Origin of the sequence: Arsenophonus endosymbiont of Crataerina pallida (genome assembly GCF_964020125.1) — a bacterium.
GTDB classification, from domain to species: domain Bacteria; phylum Pseudomonadota; class Gammaproteobacteria; order Enterobacterales; family Enterobacteriaceae; genus Arsenophonus; species Arsenophonus nilaparvatae.
This window is the reverse complement of record NZ_OZ026540.1, coordinates 1918893-1936919: the sequence shown is the minus strand read 5'-3', so window position 1 is coordinate 1936919 and position 18027 is coordinate 1918893. Positions and strand designations below refer to the sequence as shown.

The window sequence follows — 18027 nt, the reverse complement described above, 5'->3', positions numbered from 1 at the left end:
AAAGAGAGATATTATTATGAATATGGTTATCTTTAGTTAGCTAACTCTATTTAAATAAAGTGTTTTATTAACCATAACAATCAATAGCCAAAATTTGTTACAAAATTATTTGTCTATTAATTGGTTACATTATTCTATTCAGGGTAAAAATCAAGTAGCCAGACTGTTTTTTGAATAACAGGCCAATATGTTAAATAAATGTCAAAATAAACTATACTTAATAATAATTTTTATCGTGAGGAGATAATTTATGAAATTATTATATAAAGCATTCATTGTTATTGTCTTATTGAGTTGTCATTTGATGTCAGCAATAGCCGACAATACTCATTTATCTCCCACATCAACAATCACTGACACTTCTAGACATAATAACAATCAATATCATAGTTACGAGGATATAAACGCGATTCTCGACAAAAATTATTTTCAAGCTTATGTTATGGCACAACAAAATATTGACTTCGCTAAATATGCTTTTCACGAAAGTACAGATTTAATGAAATATACTGTCCAAGAAAGTTTAAAACTTGCGCATAACGCTCTTAATAACAGTACAATAACACATAATGATCAATTGCTAACACCCACCCTGAATTTTGCTAATAATATAACCAATAAAACCTTAGAAACCGGGGTTACTAACATTGATAAAATTTTGACTACTGCACAAAATGCTAACAACGAGGCTTACAAAACAACAAATATGGCAATCAAAAAGAGTTTGGACACTTATGCCGCAATAAATGTCCATAATGGTACCAACCTCACTGATCCTATGGCGATAGATAACACTGACATTACCCCCAAAACCTATAATTCAGGCAGTCCAGTTTATAGCCATAATGATACCAACTTAGAAATTGATGATGAAGATCTGACCGATTTAAATAGAGATTATCCATAATATAAAGTAATAATTGAGCCGACTTGGTAACCAAAAGCATAATCATAATACAAAAAAACCAGCCGCTAGGGCTGGTTATCAAAATAAAGTAACAACTTAAATCATAAAATATAAGAGCATATTATTACGGTGGCTAATTAGCATACATTTTATTGAGTACAAGAATGAAAGTTTAATGAATTTACCGGTAAATATAGTTTAATAAACGGTATGTTACAGATAAAATATTAATAGTTAGTTCTAAAAAAATAATTATTATAGTAAAAGAATATTTATATTAAAATCCAATCAGAACTTAACTGACCTATATCGGTTTAGCCATATTTTAAAACTCTCAAAATTAACATAGCATTTGTTTTAATAAAAATTTTCACTTATTTTCAATGGGTTGTTATGTTTAAATATAAAAAACCATCAGAATTAAATGATAGTTTTTTATAAGCTAAATCTTAATAAACGATTAAGGAAAATACTTTTCTACTAAAGCATAAAGAATAGCCACGGTTTCAACGTCTATTATGCCTTCATAATTTGATTGCCGAAAATGTAGCTGAAAAGCTCTGATCAATTTTATATAGTCATTATTATTGGCTTCCTGAGATACATCATAACCATAGGACTTTAGTTTTTTAACAATCTCCGCCTTTGCCGGTATTTTATTTTTGAATTGCTCCATATACTTCTGTTTTATTTCTTCTTCATACCAGGCACCAATTCCGGCGTCATAAAGTTTTTTCCATGGAAAGGCAGCGCCTGGATCACTTTTACGACCAATGGCAATGTCTGAATGCCCAACAATATTCGTTGGTGACATATCTGGATAACGTTGAATAATATTTAATGCTAATTCTTTTACTGCATCAATTTGTTTATCATTAAACGGCGGAAAAATCATTTTTCCATTAGCATAACCCGCTTCATTGACGATTTCGATTCCTATCGCCGTATCATTTAAATTTGATCGTCCAGCCCATAAGCTAACACCCGCATGCCATGCTCGCTCATTTTCATCTACCAAATTTAAAATTCTGACATCATTAAAACCAGCAGCCTGATAAGTTTTATCAGTTGGATCTGGTACTAAATAATGCGCACTAACACTATTACCCGTTAATGCAGTAACTGAAGCTTGAAAATTTAAAGCCGTATAATGCATAACAAGAAAACGAATCCTACGGTTAAAACTTTTGACTGAACGATATGAGTTATAATCGATGAAGTACATGTTTTTTTCCTCTGTTCGTTTAACTATTTTCAACAATAAATGAAACGGTTTTTCAACTCCTTATTTAATATGTAACAATTAATTTCAAAGCAATATTAATCACAAACGATGCAATCATGATTGAGCACATGAATAACAAATTTATCACTATTTATAAATTTCCTGCACTCTTACTCGTAATCCCAAAAATTGGGCTTCTAATGTTTCAAGTTGACGTCTGAGACGAAGATAATTTCGTCCAGCGTCTGGCGCCAATTCGGTGGATCTGATAGCATCCAAGCCGGTGGTGGTGGCAACATTTTGATCTGGGGGACACACTGCTTTGACGAACAAGCGCTTATGGTTATTACGCAAATCATCACTAAGCTTATGTATTTCCATTTTCGCATTATTAAGTTCCTGAGTACGTTTAACATCAATTTGTTGCAACGACTTTATTTCGTATAAATAATTATTTTTAAGTTCTATCTGTTGTTGTAATTCATCTTTAAGTTTTTTGTATTGATACTTTAGATGAGTGTAATTGTTATAAACCACCGCAAATATTGCGGATATTAAAGTTGCTATAATTATTATGATAGAATTTAATTTCATAATAAAAGACGTTTTTTCAAACGTTTCCTCGTATGTTAACTGCCGTGTTCTTTACCAATAAAAGCGGTTTTTATTATTCGACTTATTAATCAATAAACCATTAACTATCAATGAAAATACAAATTTAGATTAAGTTTTAAAACAACCTAACTGTCGCTAATTTGTAATAAAAAATCAAAATAAAAAAGATAACAAATGATTATTTTTCTTTTTAGAAAATTAAATTTAATTAAAATTAAAAAAAATATTTAATTTATTTCTTATAATGGATATTATTTTAAATATAATAACCGTTGTTTAAAAATAGTCGCGAAACTCCTGCTTTACTTGTTATAGCGACCACAAATTGCCGAACACAATTCAAAGTCACAAACTACAATCAAATAGCCAGCTGCAAAAACAACCGTCATGTGCGCCTCATAAAAAAGGGTAGCTTATTGCCACCCGTAATGATTGGTAATCTTGTTACCCTATTTTGATTTCTCATATTAAACTGTAAATTTTATAACTTCGGGTAAAATTCTGATTGTTATATTTTAGAATTTACCATTTACATAGGGTTGCAACATTATCAACCGCTTTGGTAGCTCTAAGTCACGATATCCTCTATCGAATTAATTTCGCCGATAATTTCGATTAGTAAGTCCGCTTTTCCATTTCCATCATAATCAAGCATTAGGCTGGTTAAATTTTCTGATTGATTATAGTGAACTATCGTGCAGATCGTCAGTAAGCCTGGTAATTTCAACTTTCGCATGAGTAAGTTCCTGTGTCCGTTTAGTATCTAGTTGATGCAGTAATTTTACTTTTTTTAAATAGCTGTTTTTGAGCTCTGTCTGCTTGTCTAATTCAGCCACCATCTGGTTATATTGATCTTAAGTTGGGCATAGTAGTTATATAAAATTACAAGCGACGTAGAAGCCAATATGGCAATAAAAAATGGCAAGCTATTTAATTTCATATATTGCCTGCACATACGGCTGACTCAATTTCACGACGCGTCATCAGTCCCTGCCATTTTTCCTTACCGACATAAACCCACTGCTTCATTGCTTCATTGCTTCACATGCACCATCCAGATCGTTGGCATTAAGTTTTTTGAGTAATGTAGAACGCTGAAAATTGCCAATGCCAACGTTATAAACAAAAGAGTAAATAGCCGCCTGAGTTAAGGTATTTATTTTGAACTTAATTAGCTGATCAACCTGTTTTTTAACCGTTTGTAAGTCACTATTAAGCCACTGTTCACACTCTTCCTGGCTATAAATGGTGTTGGGTTTGATATCTTTTCCAGTATGGCCATAGCATACTGAAAGCACCCCACCGCCATCAAAATAAGGTTCAAACCTTAGCCCTTCAAAATGCATTATCATGCTAGAAGCAAGTATCATTACTCCGCCGCCCACCGCCACTACTATCTTTTTAGGTATCTTCACCATAATGATATTCCTTCAATTTATATTCCTTACGCTTGTAGTACTAATTAACTAAAAAAGTGCCTATCGTGCAGACAATACCGACAATAGCCACCCACTGCTCTAAAGTGAAAATACTTAAAATGGTGATCAGAATGCCCCACAGATAGGCTATCGGGCTGGAGTATTTTTCAGGCATACGCATATCCACTCCCTACAGAGTGTGTCCATGAGTTTAGTGTGATAAGTTAAAAGTTATGCGTTAAGCTAATCGCTTAACACACCGAGTTACCTTAACGCATTAGTTTTCAAAACTGGAATGACGACATCAATATAAACAAAATGAATAGAAAAATAAGAGATGAAAAACAACGATGAAAAACAATGATAAAATTACAAAGCTAAAAACCATACTCCCAAAGAGTAAGGTCTTTTATTCTTGATTTCTTGTTACTAATTTTATTAGCTATTGAGGACAACAACATTAGTTGCTGTATTGCCTTTCATGCCCTGAAAAGGTGTATAACTAACTTCCTGTCCTTCATAAAGAACTTGATAATGAGTGTTTTTGATTTCAGAATAGTGTACAAAAACTTCTTTACTACCATCACTTGGAGTAATAAAACCAAATCCTCTATTACCATCAAACCATTTAACCAATCCGTGAATAATATTTGACATTATGAATCCTTATAATTGTTTATTTTTTGTTTCAATAAAAGTAGATTTGAATGCTTATTGTAGTTAAATTAAAAGGAATCCATAGAATAGAGATGTTTCGATAATATTGGTACTCTCTGAATTAATTTAAATTTTTTATAACAAAAGATAATTCCAAACCAGGAGTACATTAAGACATACTTTTTAATGTTAAACAACATTTATTTAATTAAACGTTTAGTATTGGCTATATATAAGGCTAAAATCATCACTAAAATTGATACTGAATAAACTAACACGCTTATTGGTTCTTTGTGTTCGACGATAATTAATCTAATGATTGCGGTGATACCTATATAAATAAAGTATTGTAGTGGGAAATGGTAAACTGAATGAAAGTATTTGATTATCAAAGCAATAAATTCAAAATAAAGAAAATAAGTAATTATCCCTTCAAGTAAAAGGTAAGATGGCATAGTTTCTGAATTTTTGAATAGCAATGCTGATAAGACGATAGTTTCTTTGATTAGGAAAATAATTAATATTATTGCGATTATTAACAAACTACAGCTAATTATCCATTGCAATAACCGTGCTATCAATTTTGATTGAGATAAGCCAGACAAATAAACCTCCACACAATTTTAGCTTTCATGTCGGCTTATTTCTCAACTAAAAACAAGTCTTGCTAAAGTAGGATTCAATATTTATCCCTAAATATAGCGACATGAGATAATATTTTAATACTAAACATATTAATTTATTTCCCTTTTAATATTTCCGTAATTTTCAATCCTAAACTTTACTATCATAAGAAAACTAAAGACAAACTACTTACAATATTATTAATATATATAAATTAATAAAATTATTTAGTATAAAAAATGAATTTACACATAAAATAAACTAATATACTAAATTGCTTTTAAATATCTCCTATTTTGTTCATTTTTGCATGCTAAATCAAAACCCTTATTTTTTACTCTTGTTTTACTTGTTTCCAAGCGAACTTCTATCTAATCCTCAAACAAAGAAGAAAAATGATGAAAAACACTAAAAATTAAAAACCCCACTCTAAACAAGTGAGGCTAAGCATTATCTATCCGGATTTTTCAATGAGATGACTCATTTATTCCGAAAGTTTTTTAATCAACTCATCTTTGTGAATAATCACATAACCAGATCGGCGACCAATTTCAAATAGCGTATCGAGAGAAGAAACATACTCATTGTCATGCACGACTCGTGCACTATCCACTTTACCATTAGGAAGTAGAGTCAGCAGGATCTTATTAGCTGTTACAGTAATAGAATTATGTAACTGAGCTTCTATACGGTTGACCTCAGAAATATATGCCTCTTTGAAGGCAGCTGCTTTTTTGCCGGTGAAACCCATTACCAAGAACACAAACCCGTCTTTGGTCATGTGGTAAATTTTAGATTCACGAGCTGCTCCATTACCAATATCAATTTTTTGAACATGAGCGTAAAAATTCGCTGATGTAAATTCAATCGAACATTCTAACGATTCTATTTTTCTTAGGACATCCTTATGAAGTTTACCAAAGTAGTTTGCAACATCTTGAGATGTAGTGATAGCTTTGCCATTCTGAAGGGTAACATTTGGATTAATAGCAGATAATTGAAGTGTCACAATGACCTCCGGTGATAATCTGAATTTACCACCACCAAAGAGGTTCCAGACTCTATATTGGTGGTGAACTGAACAGGGTTGGAACTACCGCGATTATCAAACGGCCAACCTTTCGATTGCCCCATTCAGCCCACCATTGAATATGGCTAGATTGCGACAAAAAAACACGCTCGCGGCGTGCATATGTCGCGATAATCACATCGGTGTTCCAATCCCGACATCTGATTTAGCAGTTGCAGGTAAACTATAGCGCATGATTTGCTTTCTCGTCAATGCAAAAAGAAATAGGTTTGTTAAATTAGAGATAGAACAAGATTAAAGTAATTAAGCTAGGGTGGCCAGGCGCTCAAAACCGCAAACAGACGGCGGGCATATTTCCCTTGCGGGTGTTTTATTAGCCGCACGCCCGACCATATCAAAATTCTATGGACATAAAAAAACCCCAATTCTGTCGGGTGTGGAGGCCGCTGTTTGAGGTGTTTTGAGCACCTGATTTAAAATATAACTTATGACATCATTCTCGTCTAGCGTTATCATCACATCCTTTAATAACAAAAAACCTCATCAAAGAGGTTTTATACAATTCTGGCAAGATATCAATTTACCCTAAAATATCACCTATTTTGTTGACTTTTGCAAGATGTAGAAATGATTTTTTTGATATTTTTCCTATTATTAGACACATTATGCCAGATGCGATAATGCCTCTCTATCCAATACCCTACAAAGTGAAACCATCCTTAACCAAAAATGGTTATAATTCTTTTTCCAATTGTCCCTCTTAACCCCCATTAACCTAGCAAGATCAGATTGACTATATCCCCGACTAGCTGAATCGACAAAACTTTCTGCGCATTTTTGAGCACACAGCCAGACCAGTATTTTTAATCTTTCTTTGACCTTTTTAGTTATTTTTATATCTGCAGTCTGATAAGTAAATTTTCTCCACAAATATGAACATATATTCACTTGATGTTAAAAATTCATCTCATGACAATAACAATACAATATCCATGAGCGTTGATGATCCGCTAATCGTCTAATTGCTCTTCTACGATCACAAAAAAGATACGCCAAAGGGTGAATCAGTGGTGTCTCTCTACCTGAACGATGCGTTATAGTGACTTTCACGGGATCGGTTATTCGACAGACTGAACGATCCTCTAATTTTACGTCACGGTTTTTTAATCTTGAATGCCATTTCGTTTCCGTCGCACTAGTGTGCATGAATGCTTCTAATTGTCCTTTTGTGGCAGGAAAATAATAAAAAGCTTGCTTAACCATGTTCCTTAAATAACTTAAATCATGCTCTCTCATAAACTGTTCCTTAACTCAATGCTCCAAGCCCCAATGACTCATCAAGAAAACGAAATAGTAGCGCTAACTGACTACTGTGTTTTACTTCCCATGCCTTAGTATCGTGATGCAATTCACTGTGATGTCCCCTACATAGTGGAATACAAATAAATCATGCGCTTTTACGCCTATACCGCCGTAGCCATAACCGATAATATGATGGGCATCATCCGCTGGTTTCTGGCAAACACAACATGGACGCGACTTAACCCACTGCAGATATTTTTGATTTTCCCAGCGTTTCAGTTTCGGGATTTTCATTAAGCTTGCTGGTGGGTTAGCATCAATGAGTAGATTTAGCACCTGTTTATCTATTTCACCTATCTTTGCGTCACTTAATTCGGATGGCGCTGGCATAAGTAACATCCGGCCACTGAAATATGGCAACAGGTTGTTACCCGGTTTAAACATCACAATACCAAGTGCCTGAACCGGAATTGCAGTAAGTAAAAATCCGGTGCTCATGCTACAACACCCTGCCATTTTTGGACTAACCTAATCCGCCATCAGATATTTCCCCTTGCCTGTTCGGTTTTTATCACCAACTTCAACAACTGATATTTCTGCTCAAAACCGGAAAATGTTAACGCTCTATCTTGCCAAAAGCCTCTCAGCTCACGGATCAGCAAATAGCGACACAAACGACGCACCAAACAGAGCAGCGGTAACACTTCCAGCCCATAAATTCGTTTTGCAGCTAAGCGCATGTTTCCTCCTTCGCGACCTGCTCCGCCGCTTTTGCCCAAATTCCTCGCCATGCGGCCTGTGCGGAAAATTCAGTCATTCGCTTGATCCCTGATTTGCCAGCTAATTGGGCAGCAATTTCTTCAAGTCGATTTTTTGGTTTTGAACTACTGCAGATCAATCGTCGAAACGCTTCATCGCGAGCAACAGTATCGACACTCACCGCCACCTCACCCGGTTTTAACCAGCGCCCATCGATACAAGCGGGTCGTCCAGCCTCCTGCCATTTCCTGGCTTTGTCAAAATACTCAATGCAATTCTCAGGGCTAAACAAGGTTTTTGGCCGTAAGTAATCTCTCATCCGTGGGTCTTTCGACCATTTGGCCACTAGGTAATCAGTGACTAAAATCAGATCATCAGCGACATAATCCTCCGCCAAACGCCCACGGATATACCCCATGGTGGTTTTCCCTTCACGGTAGTTTGAGTTGGTCACTCGATTGAAATGATTTAAAACCTGCAAGGCGGGATTTGTCTCGTCGGGTTCGTCATGAACCTGACAAGAGATATCTGTTGTACTCTCTGTAGTAATCTCTGTTGTACTCTCTGTAAGAGAACGGGTCATTTTGACCTTGTCCATCGGGTCATTTTGACTCTGTCGATCAGGACAATTTGACCCTGTCGATGAGGTCATTTTGGCCTGTTCGATCGGGTCATTTTGACCTATTCGAATTTTACTAGGTTTACGCGCTTGTTTTGCCGGTTTTTCATCTACTTCAAAATGATTGATTAGCACTTCATGCTCATAATTGATGGCGTAATAATTTGTTCTATCATGATTACACTTATTAAGCTGCTCAATGTACAAGACGCCGATTTTTTTTAATGACGTGAACGCTCTCTTTAACGTTTTCTCTGAAAAATACGGGAATTGTTCTAACCATTTTTCGAAAGTATTATAAATCCAGCGACGACCATCATGCTTAATGCCTGAGTCCGTTTCTGTCAGCCAGTATTGAACTTGCTGGAGTACCAAGGACTCATTCAGGCCAATACGCGCGGCAAGTTCAGGGATCACAATCTGAGGCCGAGTTTTTAACAGCAATAAACTCATTTATCACCTCGCTTTTGACTGTTTATTGTTAGCAATGATGACATTATTGACATCATGACAATAGTGATGTTATAATTGTCATCAATATGGAGATCTGGTATATGCCGTCTGAGATAATGATGTTTCAACGATTCGATTTTCCTGAAGAAAATAACTTTATTCGTATTAAAGTCTGGAAAGTTGATCCAAAAGTTAGGGCCAGCCGGCATAACTACAAATACAGTCTGGTTTATGTTGTTAATGGTGTGTGTGCTTTGCGCTACGATAATGAAGCAGGCAAAGGCGATCATAAACACATCGGCGACGCTGAATATCCAGTGATATTTTCTACTCTGGAAGAGTTGATCAGCCAATTCCAGACTGACGTCAATACACTGAAGGGGTAATATGATGAATACACTTATTGTTAAAGTGATGTCTGAACAATCGGCCTGGGAAAAAATGACGGCTGACTTCAAAAAAACGCTGTCGGGAAAACAGATAGCCGAACCTTTCGTACATATTTTTCCCAGCATTGAACAGCTCACAAAAGTGATGTTGCAACCAAATCGGTTGAATATCATCAATGCTATGGCGGGAGCGGAACCAATGTCGATAAGAGAGCTGGCTCGCCGCTTAAATCGTGACTTTAGAGCTGTCCACCGTGATGTACAAATGATGCTTGAATCAGATATTATTGAACGTGATGGCGATAAAATTGTGTTCCCTTTTAAAGCTGTACATTTTGATTTTACTATCGAAAACAAAGCCGCCTGAGCAACTATATCACTACTCCACTTTGTGTCAGTTCTATCAGCCCGAATTAATGGGCTGATAGCATAAGTCGGTTTATTCGCTATTAAATCATACGCCATAACTGTACAGCTAAATAACCTTACCATCATGACGTCACCTCAATACGCTTATAGTCCTGATGGAATTTTCTTATCGGTGAAAAGCATTGCGAACCATCTTCATAGGTAAACAATATCCAGCCTTTTTTAGAGTCATAGCCAGTAAAACGCACAATACGACCCCGTTTATCACGAAAATATTGGCCGAAAAGCTTCTGTTTTCGGTACAAATGATTGACATGATCAATTGCCCACTTAGCAAATCGGTGACTAACGGGTATCCAGCGATCCACCAGCCTGATTTCATAGCAATAAAACCAATTTTTAGCTGAAATTGGCCGACAACGTAGTTGCGAAATACCGTGATTTTTAGTTAAACTAGTCATGCGTTGAATACTCCACACTCGTGTTTTTGACGCACGAAGCCTCAGACCCGAATTCTGAGGCTTCACCTTTTTTAGACTTGCAAAACAGCATGATAATGGCCCTGATTTCTGCATCACGGGCGGCAAGATGTTTACGGTGATATTTCACTATCTCTTGTGCTTCATGATCGGTAATAACGCCATTTTGTAATCAGTTATTGATAATTTGATCGACATAACCGCCATGGGCTGCGGTGCGAATGCTTTTAGTAAATAATTCAACCTGATCTAATTCATCCAGTTTTGGCGTTTCCACCAGCAAGCAATCTCTGCGTAACGCATAATATTCGGCTAAATAATTTGTGCCGGACAAATCCTCAATAGCCTCTAACTCATCAACCTCAAAAAATCGACAGCCGTTTTTTTCGTATAAATTGTTATTAAACGTCTCTAATGACATGCCCAATGCGCCCGCCATCGCCGATCTGCCACCTGGCATTGATTTACACATCTTTTTTACCACTTCTTTTAACGATGCTTTACTCATGACTACCTGCCCGAACTTTAATTAGTAGTTAATTAACTCGCTGTTTTCGTGTATTTTTGTCTCAAAGTTTTAATTGGATTTGGTTGATTCTCTTTTTTATATAAAGAGGTTGGGTTGTGAAAGAGTGGTTTTTATTGAGACAATATTTTTTTACTTAGAGCGAGTAAATCTTTTGCCTTATATTTTCCATTTGAAATGGATTGAATTTTTTCTGCATAGTTTGTTTTTTGAAAAAATTCTGTTTTTGGTAAAAAGCCATTTTTTAGCCATTTATAAACAGCCCTTCTGCTAACACCGCATGCGTTAGCAACCTTTGTTATTCCGATATCTTTTATTGGTTCATGCAAATCATTCATTTTCACCCTCAAATCCGTACTTTTAGTACACATTATTATCGTACTGAAAGTTTTTTTCAAGAGGTTTATTATTGTACCTATGGTACACATAGAAAAATTGCGCGAAGAATTTTCCCAGCGGCTAGCGCAGGCATGTAATAATGCTGGTTTAAATGAAAGAGGACGTGGGGCTGCAATAATGAAAGCCCTGGGAGTCTCGTCGAAAGCAGTTAGCAAATGGTTTAATGGGGAAGCTCTACCAAGACAAGATAAGATTGATGCCCTTGCTAAATTTCTAAAATGTGATGTTGTGTGGTTGCAGCACGGAAAAAATTTTGATTCCAAAAGCGATGAACCATATCACAGGCTAACAAAAACCGAAGAAATTTTACTAGAAATGTTCAACGAATTACCACAAAAAGAAAAAGACAGTTTCATGAAGGCAATTAATACGCGTAAAAACGAGCTTGATCAGCTTTATGAAGAAATGAAAGCGGTCAAGGAAAGAAAAGGTAAAAGAGCATCGTAATGTGGGTGGAGAGCAGTAAAAAAGGGTAATTACAATAATGGATGCAAATTTATTGGTTTTAATATGGAATTAATAGGTTATCACGGTACAAATGCTGAAAATGAAGATATGATTCTGAGTGGTAATTTTCGCGTCAGTACAAAGGACGACGAATGGCTAGGAACTGGAGCATACTTTTTTATCGCCGGCATAAGTGATCCAATTAATGACGCTGAACGCTGGGCAATAGTTCAGGCTTATGACCATAATTTAAAAATAAACAAATAAATAAATATATTGTGTTACAAGCTAATATAACACTAAAAAAACCTATTGAGTTAGATACAGAAGAAGGTTTATTGGCTTTCAATTACTTTAGAAATAAAGTAATTGAAGAAATGAAAAAAAGAAGATTAAAAATTAAAAAAACTCTATTACAAAATGATTGTTATATATGCAACCTTCTGATGAGAGTATCTGGATTTGATGCTATCATTAGGAAAGAATTTATAAAGTTTGATCCTAATATTAGGAAAATTAAATACTATTCCAGAATTCCTAACTGTAGAATTATATGTGTCAAAGATCCTATGTCAGCTATAGGTAACAGAATTTCAGTAGAAAAAAAAGGTGATGTATGAAAAAATCACAATTAGATATAGTCAAAGAAGCTCTCACAGAACTTGGCCGTATGAGTGATGATGAATTTATCACCATTCTTACAGAAGTTGGCTTGCTTGATAATGAGAACAAAAAGAATCAAATGAATCGCTTTGTATTTTCACTATCAAAACCTAATCGCAAGCAGGTTAATGGAAAACCGATATGGATTGAATGTCAATCTGTTACTCATAACACTATGAGAATGTCTCTTTGAGGTTTAAATGGAATTTACAATAACTAAAGCAAACGTTTCAGAGATTAAGCTTGAAGAAAATACATCTCATACTAAAAGCAACATAACTATATCATCGTTTTACTTTGTTGATCAGAAAGATAAAAAAAACATTAAAGCAACCATGGAAACAGTACTATTAATTGCTGGCACATTAGAATTATCTTTCAAATATAATTTTTTCTTAAAATTTAAAAAAGAAATTTCAAGTAGTAAATTAAATGATTTTATGGCTGAGGTTAACTTTCATCGATTAGCTTATCCTTATATTAGAACATATATTGTAAACCTACTAAATATGTCAGGATTAGATATGCTCAATATAAAAGATCTACCACTAACACCTAAATTTTAATAAACCCTCCCCGAGGGTTTTTTATTGCCCTCTTCTCTCCTTCGCTACCTATCTTTCCACCTAAATCTCCCATTTTATCTTTCTAAGAAATTTACAAAAAATAATTCTATTTAAATCATAAAGTTGATCTGGCAAAAATCAAAAAAATAAATTTGCGTACTTATAGCACCTGAAAAATGAGCACTTTTGGTTCAGCTTTATGGTGAACACAAAGAATCGAAATTAATTAAAATTCAGTTTCAGGATGTACGAACGCTACTAGTATAGTTGCATAGTTAAGCTATCCTCGCAAGCCAATCCGTAATGACTGTATCGGACACTGAGAGGCATCACTAAAGCTGATTTAACAAGCAGTTAAAATAGCGGAAGGGAGGATTTATGAATAAACAAAAAATACCAATATCGCTATACATGGATGACAGTATTGTCGAAGAAAAACTAAAAAAATTATTTGACGCCCTTCCCAAAGATATCCCTGACGATATCAGCAGCATGATCAGTGGCTTGCTTGACAATATCATCCTTAAGAATAGTCCGGCTACAGTGAGTGCAAATGGTACCTTCAATGTCATCTACGTTCCTGATTTCGAGGAAAGTTTTTACAATCAGGTTATGGCCGCAACCAGGGCACTTAAATCTGATATTACACATTGTTAATTATCCTTCTTGGTTGTTTGGTACTCCAAGAATACCACCGAGCCTGAAGTGGCAAAAAGACAGGCATCAAATAATTTTGATGTCGTTATGTAATATGCTCTTTAACAATACGAAACCCATGTGAGTGCTATGTGATATGGCAGATAAATGCTTTTAATTACATTAAGGTAATTTTTAATGTTTTAATAACTAATATCAAAAAGCGCTTTTGGCTAGCTCAGAAAGAACCTGCGTGACAGCACCAATGTTTGTAAACAAAGTATCAACACATTTTCCGACAATAGCTTCTGCGCCTTTTTCTTTTACTAGTTTTAATAGTATTTTCTTTTCTGATTCTGGCAAATTAGCTAACTTGATAATCGTCTCAATATGTTCAAGTGTATTTTTGTGAATTTTAATTGTGACAGCATTTAGGTCGTTTCCAATTGTATCGATATTAGCATAATCATAACCTTTTGCTGTTAATGCCATAAGATGAGGATAAAATAGTGAATTATTATTTTGACCTAAAACAACCGCACCCTTTTTTACCAAGCCAATAGAAATTAAATAATCAAGATCTATTGCTAATTGATTTTCGCCTAGTGTCTTCCTTAAAAACTCAAATTTTTCACGGCTTATCGGTTGCATAGGTCTGTCAGGTATATTCAATTCTCTAATTAGCATTTCATGCCTCTCTTTTATTGATGTCACTACACTTTTCCTTATTTCTATTGGGGAATCATAAAAATACCAAAATTCTTTCTATTGGGGAATAGAAGGACCACTGCAGCCTGAGGTGGTAAAACATGCAGGCATCAAAAACCGTGTGGAGTAACGCACAAAAATAACAATGCTGTTCGTTAGTTAATTTTCTATGTAGTAGCAACCAGCGGTTAACTATTGTCACACTGGCCAGGGGAGTGATGATAATGCTGTTAGTTAACCGCTTTTTATTCGAACTGATGGGTGGGTTCACTCCCTCCCTTAACGGGTGACCTAATAGTTAGCAACTGTCTTGAACGTTAAAATTATGGAGAAACGTGATGGTACGACTCATTCCATTCTTCGTTCTTTCTGAGCATCGCGTTCAGGATAGTCAGCAGCTTGCGCATACAGGCGACCAGCGCCACTTTTTTGGCTTTTCCCGCTGCAAGCAGACGCATGTAAAAGGCTTTTATCACCGGATTAAAGCGAGTTGCTACAAGCGCGGCCATATAAAGTGCTGTTCGGACTCCGTCCCTTCCGCCAAATATGGTTCGCCGACCACGCATGGTACCCGAGTCCCGGTTTATGGGGGCAACGCCTACAAGCGCGCTAATAGCTCGCCTCGAGAGGCTGCCCAGTTCGGGAAGCTCCGCCAACAACGCAGCAACTGTCATGGTACCAACCCCTTTAATGCTGCTCAGCCTAGCGGCCAGATCCTTAAAGTGGTTCCTTATGTGGTTGTTCATATCCTCATCGATTCTGGCAAGTTCATCTTCCAGCGCCTTGATGATGATGTTGATGCTTTTTCTATTCTGTGGATGTGCGGTATACAGCCTATTACGTTCTGCCACCAACATTGTAATCAACTGGCGTCTGCGTACGACCATCGCAGCAAGAACCTGACGTTCTGCATTTGGCAGAGTCCGGATAAAGCGCTCTCGCTCCGGATGTCGATTAATAACCTCTGCCATTTGTGCAAGCACTTTGGCATCAATACGGTCAGTTTTTGCCAGATAGCCCATAGCGCGGGCAAAGTCTCGGGATTGTCTGGGATTGATCACAGTGACGTCAAAGCCTTCAGCCTGGAGCGAGCAGGCCACAGTAGCTTCAAGCCCGCCAGTTGCCTCCATCAGAACCAACACCACCGAATGCTTTCTCAATTCGGCGATAATGGCATCAAAACCGTCAGAGTCATTACTGACCGTAAACTGTGCAATATCACAGCTGGCTGCTATGTCCAGCGTTGCTTTAGAAACATCAATACCCACACAAAGTGGATTTCGCTGACTCATGATTACCCATCCTTGCAAATGCGTTATGGAGTACGGACAACTGTTCGGGTTTCAGATGAGTGACTCAGTGTATGCGCCGGTCGCTAATTAACGGGCTTAAAACCCTAGGAGGAATCGGGCTGCATGCACCTTGCCAAATCTAATCGTAACTATTTTAAACCGTTTTCAAGATACAAGGAGGAATCGGGCTGCATGCACCTTGCCAAATCTAATCGTAACTATTTTAAACCGTTTTCAAGATACAAGGAGGAATCGGGCTGCATGCACCTTGCCAAATCTAATCGTAACTATTTTAAACCGTTTTCAAGATACAAGGAGGAATCGGGCTGCATGCACCTTGCCAAATCTAATCGTAACTATTTTAAACCGTTTTCAAGATACAAGGGGGATCGCAATCTGGTGACGACTGGGTATTTTGAGAGAAATACCGACGTAACAGTGGGAGTGATGACAGCCGGAAAGACGGCACCTTAACACATAAGGCCATTAACACAAGGGTTTCGTTTGTTGTCCATGCAGGTAAATAAAGTAAGTGTTAGTGGCCTTATCTGTAGTAAATACTAAAGAGGATCTAAGCATGAGTGAAGATAGAAAAACAGATGTTCCAGAGTTTCTTTCTGAATTAGATGCTGGCGTATTCCAAAATAAAATATCGGCTGCATTAAATCTTGTCGGTAATGGTGTTAATAAAAATGGTGGCACGGGTGAGATCCATATTGTTTTTAAATTAACCCAATTTGATGAAAATCAGGTAAAAATATCCCATAAATTGAAATTCATCACGCCTACTCGTCGCGGTAAACAATCGGAAGAAGATACAACAGAAACACCAATGTTTGTTGGTAAAGGCGGTAAATTAACTATCTTGCAGGAAGACCAGGGACAACTCTTTACGCTTGCAGGTCAAACTGACGGAAAATTAAAGTCCGTTAATTAATCATTATTCGTTAAATAACCTTTTATTCATGCTTTATTAAAAAAGTAGGAGCTTTTTTATGTCTCAATTAGATGGAACAGCCATTTCACAAATTCAGGATCTCACCATTGCCGGTATTTATTTAGATCCGATTAAAAAAACGGATTGCCCAGCTGTTATTATGCCTGAAAACCATGAAATCAGATCACTTGAGGGACTTAATTTAACCCGTTATCGCTTTCGTGGTGTTATGAAGACTATCAGCATTGTCGATTTTGTTAATTATAGTATGCGGTATGCACAAACTGACGGTGTCCGTTGCTTTATTGATACAGAGAAAATGACAGCAAAAACGATTTTTAATATTGGTACACTCGATGAGCCCGGTCATGCTGATAATCAAGCGCTTATTAGTCTTAAAAAGACCGCACCTTTTAGAGATCTTCTTATAATCGATGGCTATAAACAAAGTCAAAAACAACTTGCAGAATGGTTGGAGGACTGGCGAGATTATCTCACCGCGTTTGACGCTGAAGAAAATGCGTTAGATATCAAAAAAGCGATTAGTGCTGTTCGTCGCATCACTATTGAAGCCACCCACTCATCTGAGCATGAAGACAGCGATTTTAGCGCTAAACGTTCCGTGCTTGAAAACGTCGAAGCGAAAAGCAAAGACGTGATGCCCGCTTATTTCGAGTTTACTTGTGTGCCATACGAAGAATTAAGTAAACGTCGGATAAAACTACGTTACAGCATTCTGACCGGTGGTGAAGTTCCTGCCTTTGTCCTGCGTATTGTTCAACTTGAAAACCTGGAAGAAAAAATAGCGCAAGAATTCAGTGATTTATTATCAACCTATTTTATTGATTCAAAAATAGAAACATTTATCGGCTCTTTTTCCGCAAGTTAAAGTTGTTTAATAGAGCGGTCTAGTTGTCAGCTATTTGTTGCGCATGACGCACTCGATGATGCACTTCATCAGGTTAACTATGTGTCAGCTATCCATCAGCATTTAATTAAACAAAAGA

General features: G+C 36.4%; 26 protein-coding genes and 3 pseudogenes. 12 read left to right on the top strand and 17 right to left on the bottom strand.

The features are described from left to right. Positions 1-250 precede the first annotated feature (250 nt). On the top strand, positions 251-907 hold the full coding sequence (locus tag AACL31_RS10260) for a hypothetical protein (protein WP_310512373.1): 657 nt from the start codon (positions 251-253) through the stop codon (positions 905-907). 460 nt (positions 908-1367) lie between these two features. On the opposite strand, the gene AACL31_RS10255 is transcribed toward AACL31_RS10260, so the two are convergent. The 12 genes and pseudogenes from AACL31_RS10255 to AACL31_RS10200 form a co-directional block, all read right to left on the bottom strand. Beyond that, positions 1368-2132 (bottom strand): N-acetylmuramoyl-L-alanine amidase, encoded by a 765-nt coding sequence (locus AACL31_RS10255; RefSeq protein ID WP_310512372.1) that lies wholly within the window; start codon positions 2130-2132, stop codon positions 1368-1370. A 147-nt stretch (positions 2133-2279) separates the two neighbouring features. Beyond that, positions 2280-2726, bottom strand: coding sequence for a lysis system i-spanin subunit Rz (locus AACL31_RS10250; protein WP_339053058.1), 447 nt, complete (start codon positions 2724-2726; stop codon positions 2280-2282). Positions 2727-3315: 589 nt separating this feature from the next. Continuing rightward, positions 3316-3483, bottom strand: coding sequence for a M10 family metallopeptidase C-terminal domain-containing protein (locus AACL31_RS10245; protein ID WP_310512370.1), 168 nt, complete (start codon positions 3481-3483; stop codon positions 3316-3318). 289 nt (positions 3484-3772) lie between these two features. Beyond that, positions 3773-4165 (bottom strand): lysozyme, encoded by a 393-nt coding sequence (locus AACL31_RS10240; RefSeq protein ID WP_310512369.1) that lies wholly within the window; start codon positions 4163-4165, stop codon positions 3773-3775. 40 nt (positions 4166-4205) lie between these two features. Continuing rightward, positions 4206-4346, bottom strand: a complete 141-nt coding sequence (locus AACL31_RS10235) for an HP1 family phage holin (protein ID WP_409013932.1) — start codon at positions 4344-4346, stop codon at positions 4206-4208. A 257-nt stretch (positions 4347-4603) separates the two neighbouring features. Continuing rightward, the gene (locus AACL31_RS10230) at positions 4604-4822 is read right to left on the bottom strand and encodes a cold shock domain-containing protein (RefSeq protein WP_310512368.1); all 219 of its coding nucleotides are present in this window, start codon (positions 4820-4822) and stop codon (positions 4604-4606) included. Positions 4823-5022: 200 nt separating this feature from the next. Then, positions 5023-5427 (bottom strand): phosphate-starvation-inducible protein PsiE, encoded by a 405-nt coding sequence (gene psiE / locus AACL31_RS10225; protein WP_310512367.1) that lies wholly within the window; start codon positions 5425-5427, stop codon positions 5023-5025. 503 nt (positions 5428-5930) lie between these two features. Then, positions 5931-6455, bottom strand: coding sequence for a Rha family transcriptional regulator (locus tag AACL31_RS10220; RefSeq protein ID WP_310512366.1), 525 nt, complete (start codon positions 6453-6455; stop codon positions 5931-5933). Between the two features lie 684 nt (positions 6456-7139). Then, positions 7140-7772 (bottom strand): annotated as a pseudogene (locus AACL31_RS10215) (bacteriophage antitermination protein Q). A gap of 81 nt (positions 7773-7853) precedes the next feature. Next, positions 7854-8276, bottom strand: coding sequence for a DUF968 domain-containing protein (locus AACL31_RS10210; RefSeq protein WP_310512364.1), 423 nt, complete (start codon positions 8274-8276; stop codon positions 7854-7856). Positions 8277-8317: 41 nt separating this feature from the next. After that, on the bottom strand, positions 8318-8518 hold the full coding sequence (locus AACL31_RS10205) for a hypothetical protein (protein ID WP_310512363.1): 201 nt from the start codon (positions 8516-8518) through the stop codon (positions 8318-8320). Next, positions 8509-9609: a conserved phage C-terminal domain-containing protein gene (locus AACL31_RS10200; protein WP_310512362.1), complete on the bottom strand. Its 1101-nt coding sequence runs from the start codon at positions 9607-9609 to the stop codon at positions 8509-8511. The genes AACL31_RS10205 and AACL31_RS10200 overlap by 10 nt, the downstream gene beginning before the upstream one ends. Before the next feature lie 101 nt (positions 9610-9710). Between AACL31_RS10200 and AACL31_RS10195 the strand changes: the two genes are divergently transcribed. Both AACL31_RS10195 and AACL31_RS10190 read left to right on the top strand, forming a co-directional pair. Next, entirely contained in the window at positions 9711-9995 is a 285-nt protein-coding gene (locus tag AACL31_RS10195) for a toxin-antitoxin system TumE family protein (protein ID WP_310512361.1), read from the top strand. 4 nt (positions 9996-9999) lie between these two features. Then, on the top strand, positions 10000-10365 hold the full coding sequence (locus AACL31_RS10190) for a helix-turn-helix domain-containing protein (protein ID WP_339053973.1): 366 nt from the start codon (positions 10000-10002) through the stop codon (positions 10363-10365). 124 nt (positions 10366-10489) lie between these two features. Here the strand turns inward: AACL31_RS10190 and AACL31_RS10185 are convergent, their stop codons facing one another. From AACL31_RS10185 to AACL31_RS10175, 3 genes and pseudogenes are all read right to left on the bottom strand, one after another. Beyond that, positions 10490-10828, bottom strand: coding sequence for a DUF4222 domain-containing protein (locus tag AACL31_RS10185; protein WP_310512359.1), 339 nt, complete (start codon positions 10826-10828; stop codon positions 10490-10492). Further along, positions 10821-11354: pseudogene (locus AACL31_RS10180) on the bottom strand (YmfL family putative regulatory protein). Before AACL31_RS10180 ends, AACL31_RS10185 begins: the two are co-directional and overlap by 8 nt. Before the next feature lie 131 nt (positions 11355-11485). After that, entirely contained in the window at positions 11486-11710 is a 225-nt protein-coding gene (locus AACL31_RS10175; protein ID WP_310512358.1) for a DNA-binding protein, read from the bottom strand. Positions 11711-11789: 79 nt separating this feature from the next. On the opposite strand from AACL31_RS10175, the pseudogene AACL31_RS21020 reads away from it, so the two are divergent. The 6 genes and pseudogenes from AACL31_RS21020 to AACL31_RS10145 form a co-directional block, all read left to right on the top strand. Next, positions 11790-12044, top strand: a pseudogene (locus AACL31_RS21020) (helix-turn-helix domain-containing protein); the annotation flags it as partial. A 237-nt stretch (positions 12045-12281) separates the two neighbouring features. Further along, positions 12282-12485 carry a hypothetical protein gene (locus AACL31_RS10165; protein ID WP_310512356.1) on the top strand — a complete coding sequence of 68 codons (204 nt, stop codon included), beginning with the start codon at positions 12282-12284 and terminating at the stop codon, positions 12483-12485. An 11-nt stretch (positions 12486-12496) separates the two neighbouring features. Then, positions 12497-12838, top strand: a complete 342-nt coding sequence (locus tag AACL31_RS10160) for a hypothetical protein (RefSeq protein WP_310512355.1) — start codon at positions 12497-12499, stop codon at positions 12836-12838. Then, positions 12835-13074 carry a hypothetical protein gene (locus AACL31_RS10155; RefSeq protein WP_310512354.1) on the top strand — a complete coding sequence of 80 codons (240 nt, stop codon included), beginning with the start codon at positions 12835-12837 and terminating at the stop codon, positions 13072-13074. Before AACL31_RS10160 ends, AACL31_RS10155 begins: the two co-directional genes overlap by 4 nt. Positions 13075-13081: 7 nt before the next feature. Then, positions 13082-13447 carry a hypothetical protein gene (locus AACL31_RS10150; protein ID WP_310512353.1) on the top strand — a complete coding sequence of 122 codons (366 nt, stop codon included), beginning with the start codon at positions 13082-13084 and terminating at the stop codon, positions 13445-13447. A 378-nt stretch (positions 13448-13825) separates the two neighbouring features. Then, entirely contained in the window at positions 13826-14104 is a 279-nt protein-coding gene (locus AACL31_RS10145) for a hypothetical protein (RefSeq protein ID WP_310512352.1), read from the top strand. Between the two features lie 195 nt (positions 14105-14299). Here AACL31_RS10145 and AACL31_RS10140 read toward each other — a convergent pair whose 3' ends face one another. Both AACL31_RS10140 and AACL31_RS10135 read right to left on the bottom strand, forming a co-directional pair. Further along, positions 14300-14797, bottom strand: a complete 498-nt coding sequence (locus AACL31_RS10140) for a hypothetical protein (protein WP_310512351.1) — start codon at positions 14795-14797, stop codon at positions 14300-14302. Positions 14798-15114: 317 nt separating this feature from the next. Continuing rightward, positions 15115-16083: an IS110 family transposase gene (locus tag AACL31_RS10135; RefSeq protein WP_339053972.1), complete on the bottom strand. Its 969-nt coding sequence runs from the start codon at positions 16081-16083 to the stop codon at positions 15115-15117. A 123-nt stretch (positions 16084-16206) separates the two neighbouring features. Between AACL31_RS10135 and AACL31_RS10130 the strand changes: the two genes are divergently transcribed. The 3 genes from AACL31_RS10130 to AACL31_RS10120 all read left to right on the top strand — a co-directional run bounded on the left by AACL31_RS10130 (position 16207) and on the right by AACL31_RS10120 (position 17909). Beyond that, on the top strand, positions 16207-16557 hold the full coding sequence (locus tag AACL31_RS10130; RefSeq protein ID WP_339053971.1) for a hypothetical protein: 351 nt from the start codon (positions 16207-16209) through the stop codon (positions 16555-16557). A 103-nt stretch (positions 16558-16660) separates the two neighbouring features. After that, entirely contained in the window at positions 16661-17020 is a 360-nt protein-coding gene (locus AACL31_RS10125) for a hypothetical protein (protein ID WP_310512207.1), read from the top strand. Between the two features lie 58 nt (positions 17021-17078). Then, positions 17079-17909 carry a YfdQ family protein gene (locus tag AACL31_RS10120; protein WP_310512206.1) on the top strand — a complete coding sequence of 277 codons (831 nt, stop codon included), beginning with the start codon at positions 17079-17081 and terminating at the stop codon, positions 17907-17909. Positions 17910-18027 lie beyond the last annotated feature (118 nt).

Coding starts and splice junctions, on each gene's coding strand:
- AACL31_RS10260 (WP_310512373.1), top strand. CDS start 251: ATGAAATTATTATATAAAGCATTCATTGTTATTGTCTTATTGAGTTGT.
- AACL31_RS10255 (WP_310512372.1), bottom strand. CDS start 2,132: ATGTACTTCATCGATTATAACTCATATCGTTCAGTCAAAAGTTTTAAC.
- AACL31_RS10250 (WP_339053058.1), bottom strand. CDS start 2,726: ATGAAATTAAATTCTATCATAATAATTATAGCAACTTTAATATCCGCA.
- AACL31_RS10245 (WP_310512370.1), bottom strand. CDS start 3,483: ATGCGAAAGTTGAAATTACCAGGCTTACTGACGATCTGCACGATAGTT.
- AACL31_RS10240 (WP_310512369.1), bottom strand. CDS start 4,165: ATGGTGAAGATACCTAAAAAGATAGTAGTGGCGGTGGGCGGCGGAGTA.
- AACL31_RS10235 (WP_409013932.1), bottom strand. CDS start 4,346: ATGCGTATGCCTGAAAAATACTCCAGCCCGATAGCCTATCTGTGGGGC.
- AACL31_RS10230 (WP_310512368.1), bottom strand. CDS start 4,822: ATGTCAAATATTATTCACGGATTGGTTAAATGGTTTGATGGTAATAGA.
- AACL31_RS10210 (WP_310512364.1), bottom strand. CDS start 8,276: ATGAGCACCGGATTTTTACTTACTGCAATTCCGGTTCAGGCACTTGGT.
- AACL31_RS10205 (WP_310512363.1), bottom strand. CDS start 8,518: ATGCGCTTAGCTGCAAAACGAATTTATGGGCTGGAAGTGTTACCGCTG.
- AACL31_RS10200 (WP_310512362.1), bottom strand. CDS start 9,609: ATGAGTTTATTGCTGTTAAAAACTCGGCCTCAGATTGTGATCCCTGAA.
- AACL31_RS10195 (WP_310512361.1), top strand. CDS start 9,711: ATGCCGTCTGAGATAATGATGTTTCAACGATTCGATTTTCCTGAAGAA.
- AACL31_RS10190 (WP_339053973.1), top strand. CDS start 10,000: ATGAATACACTTATTGTTAAAGTGATGTCTGAACAATCGGCCTGGGAA.
- AACL31_RS10185 (WP_310512359.1), bottom strand. CDS start 10,828: ATGACTAGTTTAACTAAAAATCACGGTATTTCGCAACTACGTTGTCGG.
- AACL31_RS10175 (WP_310512358.1), bottom strand. CDS start 11,710: ATGAATGATTTGCATGAACCAATAAAAGATATCGGAATAACAAAGGTT.
- AACL31_RS10165 (WP_310512356.1), top strand. CDS start 12,282: ATGGAATTAATAGGTTATCACGGTACAAATGCTGAAAATGAAGATATG.
- AACL31_RS10155 (WP_310512354.1), top strand. CDS start 12,835: ATGAAAAAATCACAATTAGATATAGTCAAAGAAGCTCTCACAGAACTT.
- AACL31_RS10150 (WP_310512353.1), top strand. CDS start 13,082: ATGGAATTTACAATAACTAAAGCAAACGTTTCAGAGATTAAGCTTGAA.
- AACL31_RS10145 (WP_310512352.1), top strand. CDS start 13,826: ATGAATAAACAAAAAATACCAATATCGCTATACATGGATGACAGTATT.
- AACL31_RS10135 (WP_339053972.1), bottom strand. CDS start 16,083: ATGAGTCAGCGAAATCCACTTTGTGTGGGTATTGATGTTTCTAAAGCA.
- AACL31_RS10130 (WP_339053971.1), top strand. CDS start 16,207: ATGCACCTTGCCAAATCTAATCGTAACTATTTTAAACCGTTTTCAAGA.
- AACL31_RS10125 (WP_310512207.1), top strand. CDS start 16,661: ATGAGTGAAGATAGAAAAACAGATGTTCCAGAGTTTCTTTCTGAATTA.
- AACL31_RS10120 (WP_310512206.1), top strand. CDS start 17,079: ATGTCTCAATTAGATGGAACAGCCATTTCACAAATTCAGGATCTCACC.